The 18334-nt window shown below is 35.6% G+C and carries 16 protein-coding genes and 1 pseudogene; 7 read left to right on the top strand and 10 right to left on the bottom strand.

The window, feature by feature from the left end:
* Positions 1–112: 112 nt before the first annotated feature.
* Positions 113–1222, bottom strand: coding sequence for a GerAB/ArcD/ProY family transporter (locus tag HUW50_RS11700; RefSeq protein ID WP_066328180.1), 1110 nt, complete (start codon positions 1220–1222; stop codon positions 113–115).
* A gap of 363 nt (positions 1223–1585) precedes the next feature.
* Here HUW50_RS11700 and HUW50_RS11695 point away from each other — a divergent pair.
* Positions 1586–2147: pseudogene (locus HUW50_RS11695) on the top strand (IS110 family transposase); the annotation flags it as partial.
* Between the two features lie 291 nt (positions 2148–2438).
* Here the strand turns inward: HUW50_RS11695 and HUW50_RS11690 are convergent.
* Positions 2439–3125: a hypothetical protein gene (locus tag HUW50_RS11690; RefSeq protein WP_185653934.1), complete on the bottom strand. Its 687-nt coding sequence runs from the start codon at positions 3123–3125 to the stop codon at positions 2439–2441.
* Between the two features lie 338 nt (positions 3126–3463).
* On the opposite strand from HUW50_RS11690, the gene HUW50_RS11685 reads away from it, so the two are divergent.
* Positions 3464–4741 carry an MDR family MFS transporter gene (locus HUW50_RS11685; RefSeq protein WP_066328177.1) on the top strand — a complete coding sequence of 426 codons (1278 nt, stop codon included), beginning with the start codon at positions 3464–3466 and terminating at the stop codon, positions 4739–4741.
* 194 nt (positions 4742–4935) lie between these two features.
* Positions 4936–5430, top strand: coding sequence for a site-2 protease family protein (locus HUW50_RS11680; protein WP_066328176.1), 495 nt, complete (start codon positions 4936–4938; stop codon positions 5428–5430).
* Positions 5431–5471: 41 nt separating this feature from the next.
* On the opposite strand, the gene HUW50_RS11675 is transcribed toward HUW50_RS11680, so the two are convergent.
* Positions 5472–7364, bottom strand: coding sequence for an ABC-F family ATP-binding cassette domain-containing protein (locus HUW50_RS11675; RefSeq protein ID WP_066328175.1), 1893 nt, complete (start codon positions 7362–7364; stop codon positions 5472–5474).
* A 121-nt stretch (positions 7365–7485) separates the two neighbouring features.
* Between HUW50_RS11675 and HUW50_RS11670 the strand changes: the two genes are divergently transcribed.
* Positions 7486–7701, top strand: a complete 216-nt coding sequence (locus HUW50_RS11670) for a hypothetical protein (RefSeq protein ID WP_066328169.1) — start codon at positions 7486–7488, stop codon at positions 7699–7701.
* Positions 7702–7843: 142 nt separating this feature from the next.
* Here the strand turns inward: HUW50_RS11670 and HUW50_RS11665 are convergent, their stop codons facing one another.
* Entirely contained in the window at positions 7844–8296 is a 453-nt protein-coding gene (locus tag HUW50_RS11665; protein WP_185653933.1) for a hypothetical protein, read from the bottom strand.
* A gap of 185 nt (positions 8297–8481) precedes the next feature.
* On the opposite strand from HUW50_RS11665, the gene HUW50_RS11660 reads away from it, so the two are divergent.
* From HUW50_RS11660 to HUW50_RS11650, 3 genes are read left to right on the top strand one after another with little or no spacing between them, the layout of a single operon-like run.
* Positions 8482–8886 (top strand): GntR family transcriptional regulator, encoded by a 405-nt coding sequence (locus HUW50_RS11660; protein ID WP_066328165.1) that lies wholly within the window; start codon positions 8482–8484, stop codon positions 8884–8886.
* Positions 8864–9766 carry an ABC transporter ATP-binding protein gene (locus tag HUW50_RS11655; protein ID WP_185653932.1) on the top strand — a complete coding sequence of 301 codons (903 nt, stop codon included), beginning with the start codon at positions 8864–8866 and terminating at the stop codon, positions 9764–9766. Before HUW50_RS11660 ends, HUW50_RS11655 begins: the two co-directional genes overlap by 23 nt.
* Positions 9741–11720 (top strand): hypothetical protein, encoded by a 1980-nt coding sequence (locus HUW50_RS11650; RefSeq protein ID WP_185653931.1) that lies wholly within the window; start codon positions 9741–9743, stop codon positions 11718–11720. The genes HUW50_RS11655 and HUW50_RS11650 overlap by 26 nt, the downstream gene beginning before the upstream one ends.
* Before the next feature lie 216 nt (positions 11721–11936).
* Here HUW50_RS11650 and HUW50_RS11645 read toward each other — a convergent pair whose 3' ends face one another.
* The 6 genes from HUW50_RS11645 to HUW50_RS11620 form a co-directional block, all read right to left on the bottom strand.
* Positions 11937–12092: a hypothetical protein gene (locus tag HUW50_RS11645; RefSeq protein WP_185653930.1), complete on the bottom strand. Its 156-nt coding sequence runs from the start codon at positions 12090–12092 to the stop codon at positions 11937–11939.
* A gap of 116 nt (positions 12093–12208) precedes the next feature.
* Positions 12209–13663 carry an alanine/glycine:cation symporter family protein gene (locus HUW50_RS11640; RefSeq protein WP_066328152.1) on the bottom strand — a complete coding sequence of 485 codons (1455 nt, stop codon included), beginning with the start codon at positions 13661–13663 and terminating at the stop codon, positions 12209–12211.
* A gap of 320 nt (positions 13664–13983) precedes the next feature.
* Complete coding sequence (locus HUW50_RS11635) at positions 13984–15354, bottom strand: ABC transporter substrate-binding protein (RefSeq protein ID WP_185653929.1); 1371 nt, start codon at positions 15352–15354, stop codon at positions 13984–13986.
* A 74-nt stretch (positions 15355–15428) separates the two neighbouring features.
* Positions 15429–16241 (bottom strand): carbohydrate ABC transporter permease, encoded by an 813-nt coding sequence (locus HUW50_RS11630; protein ID WP_185653928.1) that lies wholly within the window; start codon positions 16239–16241, stop codon positions 15429–15431.
* Positions 16238–17176: a carbohydrate ABC transporter permease gene (locus HUW50_RS11625; protein ID WP_185653927.1), complete on the bottom strand. Its 939-nt coding sequence runs from the start codon at positions 17174–17176 to the stop codon at positions 16238–16240. Before HUW50_RS11625 ends, HUW50_RS11630 begins: the two co-directional genes overlap by 4 nt.
* Positions 17173–18294: an ABC transporter ATP-binding protein gene (locus tag HUW50_RS11620; protein ID WP_185653926.1), complete on the bottom strand. Its 1122-nt coding sequence runs from the start codon at positions 18292–18294 to the stop codon at positions 17173–17175. Before HUW50_RS11620 ends, HUW50_RS11625 begins: the two co-directional genes overlap by 4 nt.
* Positions 18295–18334 lie beyond the last annotated feature (40 nt).

Raw genomic sequence — 18334 nt, 5'->3', positions numbered from 1 at the left:
TTTAACGGGTTCAGTTTTAAGGTAAAAAATTACAATTATAAGCTGAAAACGCATCAGTTTTAACAATCAAATTGACTAGGTTAATCACATTATATTTAGCATAAAGTTAGCTTTACACAGAAGAGTTTTCAGGATTGAACTTTCTACGGATATATGCGATACATAACAATAGTATTGGTATGATAATTTGTAACGGTATATGTAAATAAGGTTGAATAATATTCGTACCCAATTCCCTGGCTTCCACATAATTAGCTGAATATAAAAATGATAAAGGAATAATTATAGTACCGATTGCAAGCAGTGTGGAACGATTATCCTTTAGATTAAATAATTGTGTAATACCAACAGAAACGCCATACATCCACCCTCCAACCTTAAAAAACACACCTGCCACCATCATTAAAATAACTAATACATCGAATCGTTCAAGAAAATCTGCGATAGAAACCATTCGTGTTGAAGACATAAGAGGATAAGATTGCTTACTATAAATTTCTGGTCCTAAAACTGCAATGTTAATCATTGAATTAATGATTAACAAAATACCCCCAATCAAAATGACAGCCATGCCTACCTTTTTAGCATGCTGTTTTTTATTTAGCATTGGAAAAAACATTGTAATTAAGACTGTTTCGCCAAATGGAAACGTAATAGCATACGGAAAAACTTCCTTTAATACCGGTTCTACACCATTACCTAATATAGGGGCAAGGTTCGTCATGTTAAAGTCTTCAACAGTTAATAAAAGGATCCAAATCACGATAAGTGAGAAAATATAAATGGGAAAGACTGCTTCTCCCATACGGGCAAATGTCTCAACACCACCCCTGAGACAATAAATCATTAACACCATAAAACTTACGGATATAATCGGCATAGGGGTCTCCGTTAAAATGGTTGTATATATTAAATCACTGAAGTCTCGGCAGGCAGTTGCGGCAAGAAAAGTAAAATAACAGAGATAATATAAAATGATTGGATATGCAAGATACTTCCCAATGATTTTTGGGATCATTTGAATTAATGTGTCACCTGGATAATAGTCAGATAATTTCACATAGATTAACATTAATATTAATCCGAATAACATACCTAATAAGATTGTTATCCAGGCGTCCTGTTTTGCGGGTGCGCCTCCTCCGAAAATAAACTTATTTCCTACTTCAAATCCAATAATGATATAGAAAAGTTGAAGGGCACTTATTTTTTGTTGGCTCATTTTGTCTCCTCAGTATGAAAAAGCTTTCGATTATTCCAAATCAAAACGAAACTTTATTTTTGCTTATTATTACCAAGTGCAAACACTTTATGCTAGACGAACAAGCTCCCGATGTCTCTAATGAATACCATATACAAAACCAGTTAACATAATGTCAATATAAAGAAGTTAGCAAAAAGACCAAATCCTTATGTGCATCCGTTGGACTTAGATCCCGTCAACTAAACTGTTCACCCCCTACTGGTAGAAACATGTTTGAGGCTGCTTGGGACTGACATGAGATCTCGTATAACAAGTGAAGCTATGATACTACTAGGAGGAATTAGGGGGTACTGGCAAGTACATTTGAGGAGGAGATTTAAAATGAATCCAGTCATTGGTCTGGATGTTTCAAAAAGGGAAAGTGAAGTTCAGCCATTTTTTGATTAGGGAAAACCTTTCCGTAGAAGCTTTAGTATCAAACATGATGTACAACCTTCGGTAGTTTTAGAAGCGACTGGACATTATCATACACCAGTTGTTCAATTTCTAGAGGAACATCAGTATTTATTAATCATTGTTAATCCTTTGATCTCTCACAGAGCAAAAAAGTTCTAATTTACGAAAAGTAAAAACAGATGCCATTGATTCCTATCGTCTTAGTGAGCTTTACTACAAAGACGATTTAGAGCCATACAAGAAACGTGGGATTCAACTCTTGAACCTTCGTAAGCTTACAAGACAACGTTGGCTAATAGAATAAAGGAATTATGTAAAAGTCGTTTGAAAAGATGGGCAGTAGTAGAAAAGCCTCAAAAACTAAAGGCAGCAGCTACACGAAATCCATTTCAAAAGACACTATATCAGAGTCATTTTACTGAGTCTGAGTATGTATATAAATATGCTTCTTCAATACAAAGAGCATCTATCAGAGCTGGACGCTGAGAAATAGAGCCCCCTTTTTTAAAAAAAACGGGCTTTTAAGAGTGCATTGGATTACAATCATTCTTCAACTCTGTCAGTTAGTTTAAGTACAAAGATTCTCATTACATTATCTCAACATAAATATCCATTTACCTATGTTTTACAGGTGGAATTTATTTAAACCTTGTTAAATCAGTGAAAATAAGCATTCCAATTAATGTGTTAATTGGAATGCTTAAAGGCTAGTTAATTAATTAATGCTTTGTACTCTTAATCCGAACCCGTGGTCAACATTTTGCGGTGGTTTCACATATTATATCGTCCACTGATCATGCACAATCGCTACAAGCTTCCATTCACCTTCTGCATCTTTTTCAAACACAAGGTTTAACGCCTTCCAATCCATATTCCCATTCTCCTCTGTACCTTTCACATAGTATTCGACAGAATGTGAATTTGGAAATACCTCAGCAATATTTCTAATCGTATTACCTCTTGCTTCTTTGCGATCAAACTCAATCTCGTCTGCTTGATCATATTTACTGTCATATATGAATTTAGAATAATAATCACTCGATGTTAACTTAATTGGTTCACCGCTGCCATCTTGAGTTCCCCAAGTATAAGTCTCCGCGTCTTCAAAAAATCCTTCAACTTTTTCTATATCGAATGTTACTGCCTCTTTATCGACAAATGAATAAGGGGAAAACAGAACACCTTTTTCAAAGTGCACATAATTTGCTAATTCCTTTGCATTTTTCTCCTTTAAAAGCTTCAAAACTTCATCAGCCTTCTCCATGATGATTTCCTTTGCCTCTTCTTCTGTTTGTTCATCATTTTCAACTTCTTCAGAGCTTGATGTATCCTCTTTATTAGCTTCATCTTCAACTTGGTTAGAATCTTCACTCTTTGGTTCATTTTCATTTGAAGTTTGATTCCCACAGGCTGTTACAGTAATAAACACGGTCAAAAGCAATAATGTAAAAATAATTTTTTTCATAGTGCTCCTCCTCATTGTTTATTTTAAACTCTCTAACCTCTTCTTTAGAGGCCACTTAAATTCCTGTTTTAGAAACTGTAGAAAGTTATCTTTGTACAAGGTTTATGTTAGAAATCATTTCTTCATCACAGCCATTTTATTCTAAAAGTAAAATGAAAGCGTTAAAATTTTCAGTGTTATTGAATTTATGAACATTATCTAAGCCATATTTCATAAAATTTTTTAAGTGAATTTGCTCAGATTTTTTAAAACGCAAAAGGCTGTGACGACTCTATTGTATTTCGAGACCCGAAAGAGTATTATGAGTACGGTAGATTACTAGAATTGAGGTAGCAGCAATGAGAATACGAGATTGGGATTATAACCTTAAAATTCGATTATTTGGTGAGGCCTTGATGAACATCACATTTTGGATGTTTTTTCCTTTTCTAACCATCTATTTTGCTGATGCATTTGGAAAAGAACAGGCTGGATTATTTCTTATCATTTCTCAAGTTTTTTCTGTCCTGGCTAATTTAATGGGTGGTTATTGTGCTGACCGCTTTGGTCGAAAAACAATGATGGTTCTTTCAGCCTTTGGACAAGGATTAGCGTTTATTATATTTGCCTTTTCAAATTCACCGTGGCTGGATTTACCCATCCTCGGGTTTATCTGTTTTTCTTTCGCTGGTGTGTTTGGTGCTTTTTATTGGCCGGCTTCACAAGCAATGGTTGCAGATGTTGTTGATGAGAAAGACCGTAGTAGTGTGTTTGCGATATTTTATACATCAATTAATATTGCAGTAGTAATTGGTCCAATTTTAGGAGCGATTTTCTATGTTCATTATCCATTTGAGGTTCTGCTAATTGCAGGTATTGTTTGTATGCTTCTTTCACTTTTATTGGCCAAACAAATTCGTGAAACTGCACCTGTTTTTCAAGCCAAGAGCAACGAAGCATCTGGAAAATGGTATTATGCGATAGTCCAGCAAATTCAAGACTATCGTATTATCATGAAGGACAGCACTTTTTTACTCTTTATTATCGCTGGTGTTCTTGTAGCCATAACCTTTATGCAGCTTGATATGATCATCCCTGTTTATATTACGGATATGGTCCACCATCAAGAAATGATTAAACTAGGGGACTGGTCGTTATCACTAAACGGCGAGCAAGCATTCGGAGTCATTCTTTCAGAAAATGGTCTGCTTGTAGCACTATTCACCATTAGTGTGACAAAATGGATGGGCAAGTATCAAGAAAGAAATGTTTTTATTCTTTCTTCAATTATTTACGGATTATCAATTATTACATTTGGTCTTTCAGGATCCATATGGGTCTTTATTGTTGCCATGGGATTATTCACTTTTGCTGAGCTAATGACAGCAGGAATTCAACAAACGTTTGTTTCAAAAATTGCTCCTGATCATATGCGCGGTCAATATTTTGCAGCTGCAAGTCTCAGGTATACGATTGGACGAACAATTGCACCGATTGCAATACCAATGTCACTGTGGTTTGGCTATCCGATTACGTTTGCGCTACTTGGAGCTTTAGCTGTTTTTAGTGGAGCACTATATTATCTAATGTTCCAGAAGGTTGAAAAAAAGACTCTTGAACATGCTGAATCTATTTAGGCAAAGCTATATGGTCACTATGCGCCATACAGCTTTGCCTATTTTATCAAAATGCAGTATGCCTTACTTTCACTAAGACTATTTTCATATTTTCCAAGGATTTTGTTATAAGTCTGACAAGCAGGGTAGAGTACTGAAAGTGAATATAAGATTGATTCTGTTCACCTTGCTAAAAATGAAATGGGGGCTTTCAGATGTTTGGCTTAGACGACTTCCTTGTGTTTTTTCGAGCCTTTTTCATTGTCTTTCCGATCGTTACACTCATTCATGTGCTTGGTCATTATCTGTTTGCTAGAATCAATGGCTGTCATGATGTTTTCATTATTATTGGGTGCGGAAAAAAGCTCTTTACCTTCCGAAAAGTTGAAGTTCGAAAGTTTTACTTTTGGTATGGTGGCTGTGAGTTATCACATATTGAGGTGAACAATAAATTTCAGTATATATTGATTTATTTTGGTGGAGCTCTTTTTAACATGTTAGGTATATTCATTGTCCACATGTTTATTAAGCTAGATCTAATAGAGGCTTCAAATATAACCTATCAATTTATCTACTTTTCCATCTATACCGTTTTCTTTGCCTTAATACCAATGGATTATCCTGATGGGAGTCCTAGTGATGGAAAAGCGATTATTCGTATATTTAGAGATGAAAAAGTTAATAAATCTACTGACTGTCATAATAAATAGAAAAGCAGGACTTAAACCATTTGCTTAAGTCCTGCCGATACTTAATTTCCCTGCTCAATCTCTTCAACGAGAAGAGATAATTCTTCCCAACGTTCGATAGTTTCCTCCAGCTTTTCCTCAATCTGCTCTTGTTCCTTATAAAACTCCTGCACCTTCCCTAGGTCACTTCCAGCAGCTGCAATTTCTTGCTCTAACTGTTCTTTTCTTTCCTCAAGGCTGGCAATTTTATCTTCAATTTGTTCCCATTCCTGTTGTTCTTTATATGAAAGACGTTTTTTCTTCTCTTTTTTATAGCTTGCTTTATCAGAGACTGTCTCTTTATCTTGCTTCAGTTCTTGTGACTTAGTTTCTTCCATATAGTCTGTGTAACTACCTTGGAAACGACTTATTTGCCCATTTCTTTCAAAAACGATTAAATGATCAACTACCCGATCTAGAAAATAGCGATCATGTGAAACAGTCAAAACAACTCCCGGAAATTGATCTAAATAATCCTCTAAAACACTTAACGTTTGTGTATCAAGATCATTTGTTGGCTCATCAAGAAAAAGAACATTTGGTTCTTCCATTAATACCTTTAATAAGTAAAGGCGTCGTCTTTCTCCACCAGATAATTTACGAATATACGTCCATTGAGCTGATCTTGAAAATAAAAAACGCTCAAGCATTTGCTCTGCAGTAATTACCTCGCCATCGATTGTATGGACGATCTCTGCTGTTTCCTTAATGTATTCAACCACACGAAGATTTTCATCCATTTCTTCATGCTCTTGTGTATAGAATCCAATTTTTACAGTTGTACCCATATCAATCGAACCTTGATCAGCCTTAATACGACCAGCCATAATATTTAGTAGCGTTGATTTCCCACTACCATTTGGACCAATAATGCCTAATCTTTCACCTGGTGTAACTAAGTAACTAAAATCATTAATCATTTTCTTTCCGTCATATGCTTTGGAAATATGTTCAAGCTCAAGAACCTTTTTCCCTAAGCGTGTAGAGCCGATTGCAAAATCAAGATCCTTACTTAAGGCTGGTCCTTTTTGCTCCTGAAGCTCTTCCACTCGACCAATTCGTGCTTTCTGCTTTGTAGTTCTTGCCTTTGCACCACGGCGGAGCCAAGCAAGTTCACGTCTTAATAGATTTTGTCTTTTCTCTTCTGAATTCTCAGCATTAATTTCTCTCTCTGCCTTCTTTTCCAGAAATACTTCATAATTTCCTGAATACGTATATAAATGCCCTTGATCCAACTCAAAAATTTGATTTGTGACACGATTTAAAAAGTAGCGATCATGTGTGATTAAGACAATCGAGCCTTTATATTGCGCTAAAAATCCTTCTAACCATTCAATTGTTTCATTATCAAGATGGTTGGTAGGCTCATCTAGTATTAATATATCTGCTGGTTGAATGAGTGCCTTTGCAATCGCAACTCGCTTCTTTTGGCCACCTGATAAATGAGTAACTGGGCTAGAAAAATCAGTTATCCCAAGCTTTGTTAACACAGTTTTCGCAATTGTATTCGCTTCCCATGCATCCTGCTGATCCATTTTTTGCTGCATATTCATTAACTGCTTTAACTTTGTTTCGTTTTCAGGATCTTTCTCAAGCTCACTTAACGCAAGTTCATACGCTCTCATTACCTGCATTATCGGTGCATCACCATAGTAGATTTGCTCAAGTACAGATAAGCCTTTAGTTAGCTCAGGGTCTTGAGGTAAATATTCAATCCGCATTGAATTTGCATGAGTGATTTCACCCGAATCCGCAGTTTCAAGACCAGCTATTACTTTTAATAATGTAGATTTCCCAGTACCATTCACACCAATTAAACCAATTCTCTGCTTTTCGGCGATAGCAAAGGAAATATGATCAAATAATATTTTCTCACCATATGTTTTATATAAATTTTCAACATGTAAAATACTCATTGTTTATCCTATCCTTTTACACAGTATTGTTCTATTGTATAGCATAACAGGACTCTATGCTAAAAAAATAGTCTATCCTATGTTTTTCTACTCTATATTTGTGGTAAATGAAAACATAGACATGAAGGTGGTGATAAGAATGAAGGCATCTAATAGAAGAAAAGAAACTGATCATCCTGAGCAATATAAAACAAAGGAAGAGACTCTATTTGACCGTTTTGAAAGTGAACAAAATGTAGACCCCATCCCAATGGAAGATCTAAAAATGGAATTACGTGAAGAAAAACAAAAACACAAAACAAAAAATAACTCATCTAGTGAGGAAAAATTCAAATAATGAATACTTTTACGTTAGTCAAGAACACATCCTTGAGGGGTTTTGCCATCAATCCTTATGAACATGGCAAAACCTTTTCCTTAAATCTTCCAATATCCCTGTATAGCTAACAAAATTATTCTTACAAAAAAAATCACTCTTATTATGCAATATCCATTTTAATTTTCTCACGATACGGTTGCAAAGAATGAAAAATAACTTCCTCAAATATACTATAGTTAATCCCAGCTAAAAGAGATTCAGCATACCGCCATGCATTTTCTTCAATTATTAAGGCAATTTTATCTCTTTCAGATTGAGTCCTGCATTCATCTAGCTGATCACATAAATCACCTAATTGCTGATCTTCTGCATGACCAATTTCATGAGCAAGTACAATTGATAGATAGTCAATGAAATATTTATTAGTAGAAAACAACTGTTCACACTGCTTTTTTATTTCATCAATGTATAAGGTAATGGTATGAGTTCCCAAGTGATATTTGCCCCCTACTAAACGTCCATCTGGAAATGTTGATTCCACTTTAACTTTAACTAATGAACAAGACCGTAGCAGTAATTCATTCACAACAGATTCAATTACTCTATGCTGCAATGTAATGATTCACACCTTTCTTTCACTAATGTATATATCCTAACCCTTCTCTTAATATCATCTCATATTCCTGACAGCCAAATGTATTATTTTTTCTAATTATTATCATTGCATTTTCCCTTTTTATCCTATACAATTTAACTGTACTAACAATATTAATACAGTTAATACAAAGGGGGTAACTTATGTTTCAATTAGATGTAAGAAGCAGGAAACCCATTTATGAGCAATTAGTCGATAAGATTAAAGAGCTTATTATTAATCGGATTCTTAAGCCTGACGAACAATTACCTTCAGTCAGAATGCTTTCTAGTCAATTAACAGTAAATCCAAATACGATTCAGCGAGCTTACCGCGAACTCGAAAACCAAGGGTACATTTATTCTATTAAAGGCAAAGGTAATTTTGTCGCAGCAATTGAGCTAAAACCCAATGAACAGAAATTAGCCGAACTTAAAACAGATTTAAAAAGGCTTATTGCAGAAGCCATTTATTTAGGTTTAACAAAAGATGATATTTATGTACTGTTTCATGAAGCACATCAACAAACAAAGGGGATAAACAGTGATGATACAGGTTCATTCCGTTAGTAAAAAATATAATAAACACTTTGCTGTAAATGATCTTTCACTGACAGTAAATAAAGGGTCAATTTATGGTTTACTAGGCTCTAATGGAGCAGGTAAAACCTCTCTTTTAAAAATGATTGCAGGAATTAACCGTCAGGATAAAGGGACGATTAAAATTGATAACATAACTGCCTATGAAAATGTAGCAATAAAAGAACGGGTTGTTTTTATTCCAGATTTGCTTTATTTTTTCCCACAAGCTACTGTTGCACAAATGGCTTCCCAATATAAAGAATATTATCCTAGCTGGAGCCAAGAGCGATTTGAACAACTTACGCCTGCATTTAATATTGAATTAAATCGAAAAGTTCACCGCTTATCTAAGGGAATGAAGCGTCAGGTAGCATTTTGGCTCGTACTATCCGCAATGCCCGATGTCTTAATTTTAGATGAACCGATCGATGGACTTGACCCTGTTATGAGACAAAAAATCAAAAACCTACTATTTCAGGATGTTGCTGAGCGGGAAATGACTGTTCTCATTTCATCTCATAACCTTCGTGAAATTGAGGATCTATGCGACCATGTTGGTATCATGCACCAGGGGAAAATCATTATTGAGAAGGAAATTGATGATTTAAAATCTGATACACATAAAGTCCAACTTGCATTGTCAGATCCTACTCATGAAGAGCACCTTTTAAATAAATTAAACATCTTACACCACGAAAAAAGAGGAAGTGTTTTGCTTCTTATTGTTAGAGGCAATGAAGAACAAATAAAAAAAGCTATACATTCTACAAGTGTTATTCTATTTGATCTATTACCATTAACACTTGAAGAGATATTCATTTACGAAATGGAGGATGTCGGATATGAAATCGAAAAAATCCTTCTTTAAGAACGGCATCATTAAACAAGACTTCAGACAGCACGGATGGATTAGTATTGTTTATTTTATCTGTCTAATGTTCGCTATACCTTTAGAGCTAATGCAGCTAGCAACCAGAGACTATGTTGTGTTCGAAGATTACAAGAACTATTTATATGTAAATACAGAACTACAAATACTTTTCCTATTCACGATCCCAGTCGCAGCAGGTTTACTACTATTCCGATATCTACAGAACGAAGCATCAGTTGATATGATTCACAGCTTACCTATTCGAAGAGTGACATTGTATGTAAGTCATATCATAAGTGGATTAATATTGTTATTGCTCCCAATTGTTCTTATGTCATGTGTGACATTTTTTGTTACACAATCAATTGAAGAATTTCACTCAATCCTGACGCCTTCAGAACTATTATCATGGACAGGTATTATCACTTTACTAACATGCATGGTGTTTTTTGCTACTGTTGCGGTCGGAATGATGACAGGTATGTCTAGTGCCCAAGCAATCTTAACATATATTTTTTTCTTTCTACCAATTGGAATGGTTGCAATGGTAAGCTATAATTTATCCTTTTTGCTCTTTGGATTCTCTTCTATATTTATTGATGAGAAACTTACCTACTTATCACCATTTCTACGATTCGTTGATATTTGGAATACAAAAGATCCGTTTTCGACCCTTGAAATTTTCATCTACATTATCATCGTCATTTGTTCCTTCTTTATTGGTTTAGGCCTTTATAAAGCAAGACAGCTGGAAAGTGCAACCGATGTAATTGCTTTTCCATTTTTAAAGCCTGTTTTTAAATACGGTGTGACATTTTGTAGCATGACTTTAGGTGGTTCATATTTTTCTGTTACAGGTACACTTAATTGGGGTTGGATCATTTTCGGTTATATTAGTGGCGCACTAATCGGCTATGTTGTAGCTGAGATGATTTTGCAAAAAACCTGGAGGATCTTTCACTTTCGTGTATTTACTGGGTTTATAGGTTACAGTATCATTTTTATAATCATCCTTTTTAGCATTAAAACTGATTTAATTGATTTTGAAAAGAAACTCCCTCGCATGGATCAAATTAGTGAGGTTTACTTTGGTGATAAATATCAAATGCAGGAATTGTTGAGTGATGATATAGAGGTTTACTCAGATTCAAAGCTCTATATTCAGGATATAAGAAATCTCCATGAATATATTATTGGTCAGCAGGATCTTATTGAAGCCCAAACTGACGAGAAATATAGACAAGATATGGTAATCGCTTATCGTTTAAACGACGGTAGAACATTTATACGTGAATATAGATTGCCAGTTGAATTGATGAAAGAAAAATTAACGCCTGTCATGGAAGCTGATTCATACAAGAAAATCCTCCCAGAGTACACACAATTACAAGAAAATATCCTTTCAATTAAAATTGTCCCTAATGGTCCTGTTGCAACGCAGGTTATGCTGACAGATCAAAAGGAAATTGAGGAATTTAGCAATGCAATTGAGAAGGATTTACTCTCACAGACATTGGATGATTTAGTTCAATCCACAAGTCCATGGGGCTATATTGAAATTTCTTCAAAAGCAACATTTGAAGAGCATTTATATGAAGGCTATCCAATTGAATGGAAGAAATCATTTGATGAAACTACTAAATGGCTTGATGAACATGGGTATTTAGACGATGCCAGAATAAATATTGAAGATCTCTTAAAAGCCGAAATTACTAAAGTGAATCTTCCAAAGGACTTGGAATACTATAACCCTGATGAACTATTCAATTCGGGAGAACAATTCTCCACAATAACAGATAAAAAACTCTTATTAAACGCACTTGAACAGTTTACTGAGTATTCGGAAGACCATACGTATTTTATTAAATTTACTTTAAAAGACGGAAATGAATGGTATGGTTCTATTCCAGCTGAAGCTATTCCGACTGATATAAAGAATAAACTTAAGTAAATTAGAAAAGCGCAAGCGCCTTGTTCAGACCCGACAGGCATAAGACGCTCAGGAATAGAAGACGTTCTTTGTCTTCAATTCCTGAGTGGCTTATGACCCCGAGGGGCTAGGCGCTGGATGTCAAAGCGCTTATACACTGTACAAGAAAATTATTATTACTATAAGAAAACAAGAGGCTGAATCGCTAAGGGACCTTAGCCTCTTGTTGTCTTATAGCTACTTCTTATTCACTTGTTTTCCACTTTTCTTTTGACTTTGATTCTTGCTGTTTCCTACTTGCATATCGCTACCAAATTCGATATCGTTTCTACCCTGCTGTTTTGCAATTTGTTGACTAGTTTGTTCAGCGTTTTGTTTACCTTGTTTAGACATTTTGAAACCTCCTCATGTTACGATCTTTCTTAATATGTACTGTTTGTAGGAATTTCTTTCAAATTTTCATTTTAAACGCAAAAATAGGTTGACCGAGATGACGGTCAACCCATTTTTTAAGATGCTTGATCTTTATCTTTTTTATATTCTGTTTCCCAATAGTCAGCATTTTTTATTCCTAAAGCTTTTGGATCAAAGACTGGATCAAGTCCTTGTTTCCTTTGTTGTTCGTAATCTTTTAGTGCGATTATCGCTGGTTTTGCAAGGATAAGAATGGCTATAACATTGAGCCACACCATAATTCCAAGTCCTACATCACCTAATGCCCATGCTAGTGATGCTGTTTTTACAGCCCCATAGTATGTTGCAGCTAAAATTACAAACTTTAATATTAACAATGACAGCTTTTTATTGCTACCACGAATTAAGTAAGTCATATTCGTTTCTGCGATATAGTAATAAGCCATAATGGTTGTAAAGGCAAAAAAGAATAATGCTATAGCTACAAATCCTGCACCGAATCCTGGAAGAACACTGTCAATTGCTGCTTGTGTGTACCCTGGACCAGCCTCTACACCTTCCAAATTATTCACAATAAATGATCCATCTGGTGCTTCAGTATTGTACATTCCAGTAAATAAAATCATAAAAGCTGTAGCAGAACATACGAATAAAGTGTCTATATAAACAGAAAATGCCTGTACTAATCCTTGTTTTGCCGGATGTGAAACTTCTGCAGCAGCCGCTGGATGCGGACCAGTACCTTGTCCAGCTTCATTTGAGTAAACCCCACGTTTTACTCCCCAAGCAATGGCCATTCCGATTAATCCACCGAAGGCAGAATCTAATGCAAAAGCACTTCGGAAAATAAGTGAAATCACCCCTGGTAACTCTTGAATATTCATTAACACTATAACAACAGATAAAATAATATATCCTAAAGCCATAAAAGGAACGATAATTTGAGCAGCATGTGCAATTCGTTTAACTCCACCGAAAATAATAAAAGCTAATAAAAGGACAATAACAGCACCCGTGATGTATTTCGGAATTCCAAATGCATTTTCTACTCCAAGTGCAATAGAATTAGATTGTACACCAGGCATTAATATTGCCATTGCGATAAGAGCTGCAAAAGCAAAAAGGACAGCAAACCATTTCCAACCAATCCCCTTTTCTATGTAATAAGCAGGCCCTCCACGATATTGTCCATCCTGTTTTACTTTATAAATTTGTGCTAAAGTTGATTCGATATATGCACTTGATGCACCGATAAAGGCAATCGCCCACATCCAAAAAACGGCACCAGGACCACCAAAAGCAATTGCGGTTGCAACACCTGCAATATTACCTGTTCCGACTCGTCCTGAAAGGGCAATTGAAAGTGCCTGAAATGATGATACACCTGCCTCGGAGCTCTTCCCTTGAAACATGAGTACAACCATTTCCTTAATATGCCTCACTTGAAGAAAACGAGTTAAAATTGAAAACAATAAACCTACACCAAGTAAGATATAGATCACTGGTGTACTCCATAAAATCCCGTTTAAACCTGTAACAAATTGCTCCAAAAACCTTACCCCCTTCTTTGAATGCAGAATTTTCTATCTTTTAAGATTATAATCAATATGTCCCTATAACACAATAGCAATGTTAGGAAATCTCACATTTTATTTTATTATAATAAAAATAAGAGGCTGAACTTTTAAAGTCCAGCCATTCGGCTCTTCTAATAAGAAGAAATCATGGTAGTTGATCACGTGAAATACCCTATATTGATATAATATTAACAAAACCTTTTCTTCTATATTAAGATAATCAATCCTATCATATTAACTAGAAAAATGACCCTTGAAGAAATTCACCTTCAAGGGTCACCTTTATTTGTTATCTAGTTACCTTGCTTTTTATTCGCGACCTCTAATGCACGATTTGTTTCTTCAGCTGCCTGATCTAACGCTTTCTTTGGGTCCATTCCTTGATATAAGCTTTCCATTGCTGATACAACCTTTTGACGTGATTCAGGGAATACAGAAATCAATGCACCTTGTGTAGCTGTACCTTTCTTAGTTTCACTGAGTTGATCAACTGTAACCTTTAACTGTGGATACTTTTTCCACTCTTCTTTTACGATATCTTGATCATAAGCAGCAGGGTTGATTGCAAAATAACCTGATTTCACATGCCATTCTGCTTGCACCTCTGGAGTTGTTAAATACTTCATAAACTCCCATGCAGCCTTTTGCTTGTCTTCATTAATACCACTAGACATCCAAACTGAAGCACCACCGATAATAACTCCTTCTCGATCAGCATCATCAGGGATTGGCAAGTATGATGCACCTACTTCAAAATCAGAATTATCAACCATCGCTTTAATACCTGCTGAAGAATCTAAATACATGGCAATTTTACCTGATTGGAACGCAGCACGCATATCATCCCAGTTTTGTCCTACATTAAAGAATGTTCCCTCTTTGTGCATGTCACTTATTAAATTAAATACGTTTAAACCTAGTTCATCATTAAACGTTGCTTTTGTTGCATTACCACTACGGCCATTTTCATTATCCACATAATGACCACCTTGCTCTGCTAGCATCTCTTCAAAGAACCAACCGTAGTTTAAGATAGAAAATCCATATTGACTTGTTTCTCCACCTTCAGTTTTTGTTAGTTTTTTTGCAGCGTTCTTCAATTCACTATAAGTCATAGGTGCTTTTTCAGGGTCTAAACCTGCTTCCTTAAATGCATCTTTGTTATATACAAGGATTGGAGTTGATGAATTGAACGGCATTGAATACTGCTCACCATCTACTGAGTAATAATTTGAAATATTTTCTTCCCATTGTGAAGTATCATATTTATCTTCATCTATAAACTTTTGGACTGGCTGTACGTGACCACTATCAATCATGTATTTTGTACCAACCTCAAAGGTCTGCATAATGGTTGGAGCATCTTCTGTACCAGCAACTGTGTTAAATTTCGTTAGAGCCTCTTCATATGTACCTTGAAAAATTGGCTTCACTTCAATATTCTCTTGTGATTCATTAAAGTCAGCAACAATATCATTTAAAACTGTCTCAAGCTCTCCACTCATCGCATGCCAGAATACAACCTCTTGCTTTCCTGCCGTTTCCTCTGTGTTTGTTCCTTCACCTTCTGCTCCAGATCCATTTGTACCAGCATTTGTACTAGAGCAAGCACCTAATATCAATAAAAGAAATGCGGATAAAACGATAAGAAATTTTTGTTTCATGGATAACGCCTCCTTTTTTTACTTAATGACTATATTTGCAAGCCTCTTTCAAAAGCAAGTTACTCTATAAGTCTTCATTTGATTGCACCTTGTGTTAGTCCTTTTTGTAGGCTTTTTTGCCCTAAAAACAATAGAATGAGAGTTGGGAGTATCACAACAACTACTGCTGCCATCACCACCCCCCATTCAGTTAAAATTTCTTGTGATTGTAACTGCTTTAAACCAATTTGTACTGTTCTCACACTTTCATTGTTTGTTACGAGCAATGGCCATAAATACATATTCCACGTTGTTAAAAAGCTATAAATTCCTAATGTCATTAAGCTTGTTTTGGAAACAGGTAAGACAATATTCCAAAAGAAGCGAAATCGACTAATCCCTGCTACCTGTGAGGCTTCAAACAATTCGTTTGGAATTGTTTTGAATTGCTGCCTCAACAAGAATGTTCCAAAAGCTAATGCGAAAAAAGGAATGGTTAAACTTGCAGGTTGATTTATCCATCCAAGCTTTTGAACCGTTAAAAAGTTAGGAACCATCGTTGCTTCCCAAGGAATCATCATCGTTGAAATGAATAAAAAGAATATAATGTCCCTTCCCCTAAACGGTATGAATACAAATGCAAATGCCGCTAAGCCTGAAATTAATAATTGTCCGATCATAACAACCATTGAAACGTAAAAGCTATTCCAGAGATAACGAACAAGCGGTACCTTTTCAAAGGCTGATATATAATTATCCATTGTCAAGTTATCAGGGATAAGATTTCCTTTTAGAACCTCCCCACCTTGCATAAAGCTAATCATAAACGTGTAGAAAATGGGGAACATCATGAACACAACAGAAATGATTAAAAGTCCATATAAAATGATTTTTTTCACTATGCTCATTGATAATGCACCTTCCTTTCTCCAAGCTTAAATTGAAGAATGGTAATAACTAATATACAGAAGAAAAGAATTGTTGCTTGAGCACTGGCTGATCCGACATTGTAATTAATGAAGGCATCCTTGTATATGGAATAAACGATGACATTTGTTGATTCTACAGGTCCGCCCTTTGTTAAGATGTCTATTTGACCAAAGGTTTGAAAGGAATTTATTAATGACACAGTGATGATAAAAAAAAGTGTTGGTGATAGCATTGGGATTGTAATCCTTCGCAGTTTATACCAATAGCTTACACCCGCAATCTCTGCATTTTCATAGAGATGCTCATCGATATTTTGTAACCCACCTAATAAAATAAGAAAAGCAAAACCAGTGTTCATCCAAATTGTTGATATCGACACTGAAATAAGAGCAAACTTTGGATCTAGTAGCCATTGAATCTCTGAAATTCCTACAGCACTAACGAGTTTATTTAAAATACCAATAGATGGGTTATACATAAACATCCAGATAACAGAAGACGCAGCAACACTCATTCCCATTGTTGAAGAAAACATTGTCCGAAAAAACCAAATTCCTCTAACCTTTTCATTTGCAATAAGCGCTAAAAATAGAGCGAGAATAACTCCCATCGGAACCGTATAAACAACAAAGAGCATTGTTGCCTTTAGGCTTTTTTGAAAGCTAGTAGATTGTAATAGATAAGTAAAATTTTCAAGACCAATGAACGTAATCGGCACCCCTTGACCATCAGTTAAGAAAAAACTTAAATATAAAGTCCGAAGCATTGGATAAAAGAGAAAAAATCCAAATAAGAAGATAGATGGTAATAAATAGAGTAGCCCTACAAGTACATTAGGCAACTCTTTTCCTTTACCTAGTGACCTTTCCTTCACCTTTATTGGAGGATTGGAGACATTTGGTAAACTACTCATAACACAGCCTCCTTAAGAGTTCGTTTATCATCACCTTTTGTTTGGTACCAAATACATTCCCCATTTTCTGGTTCAAAAAAGAATAAATCTGATTCATGAATAAATAATGGCACCTGTTCTCCAATTTCGATATTCCATTGGCCGTTCCATTTTGCAACCCATTGCTGTGAACCAACTTCAAAAGTAATAAGTGTTTCAGTGCCAAGAACTTCTACATTTACTGTGTCAGCAAAAAAGCTTTTTTGACCGTTCTTTGCAAGCTGAATGCTCTCTGGACGAATTCCCATTGTTACTTTTCGGCCCAAAGGAACCGAGCTCACAATCTCCTTATTTATCAAAATTGAGAAATTATCCTCTAGTAAAAATGAGTCCTCCACCATTTTTCCATCAGCTAGATTCATTGGCGGAGCTCCAATAAATGAGGCAACAAACGTATTAGCAGGAACGTTATAAATATCTAAAGGTCGTCCGATTTGCTGTACTTCTCCGTTATGTAAAATCATCATGCGATCTGCCATTGTCATTGCTTCAGTCTGGTCATGTGTAACGTAAATCATTGTAATTCCTAGTCTACGTTGAATTTGGCGAATCTCCGATCTCATCTTTGCACGAAGTTTTGCATCTAAATTTGATAAGGGCTCGTCCATAAGACAAATCGGTGAATGAGTAACGATCGCTCGAGCAAGTGCAACCCTTTGTCGCTGTCCACCTGATAATTGTCGCGGTTTTCTATCCAATAATTCAGTTAAACCTAACATGTCAGCTGCATCTAAACACCTTTGCTTTTGCTCCTTCTTAGCTATCTTTTTTGTATGTAATCCAAAGGTAATATTTTGTTTAACACTTAAATGTGGATACAGCGCATAATTTTGAAAAACCATAGACAAATCTCGTTGACTTGGCTGCAGATTATTTGCGACTAGATCACCGATAGACAGTTCTCCTCCAGTAACCTCCTCAAGTCCCGCGATCATACGAAGCATTGTACTTTTCCCACAACCAGATGGTCCAACTAATACAAAGAACTCACCCGGCTCTATTGTTACATCAATCTCTTTAATGACATTTTCCCTTCCATCGTAGGATTTTGAAACTCCCTTTAGCTCTACACGTTTCATTCTTTATTCCTCCTCTTAGACTGTCCTTTAAATTTAAAAT

Source organism: Metabacillus sp. KUDC1714, from assembly GCF_014217835.1.
Lineage (GTDB): Bacteria > Bacillota > Bacilli > Bacillales > Bacillaceae > Metabacillus > Metabacillus rhizosphaerae.
The sequence above is the reverse complement of the archived record's forward strand: the minus strand, read 5'-3'. Positions and strand labels throughout refer to the sequence as shown.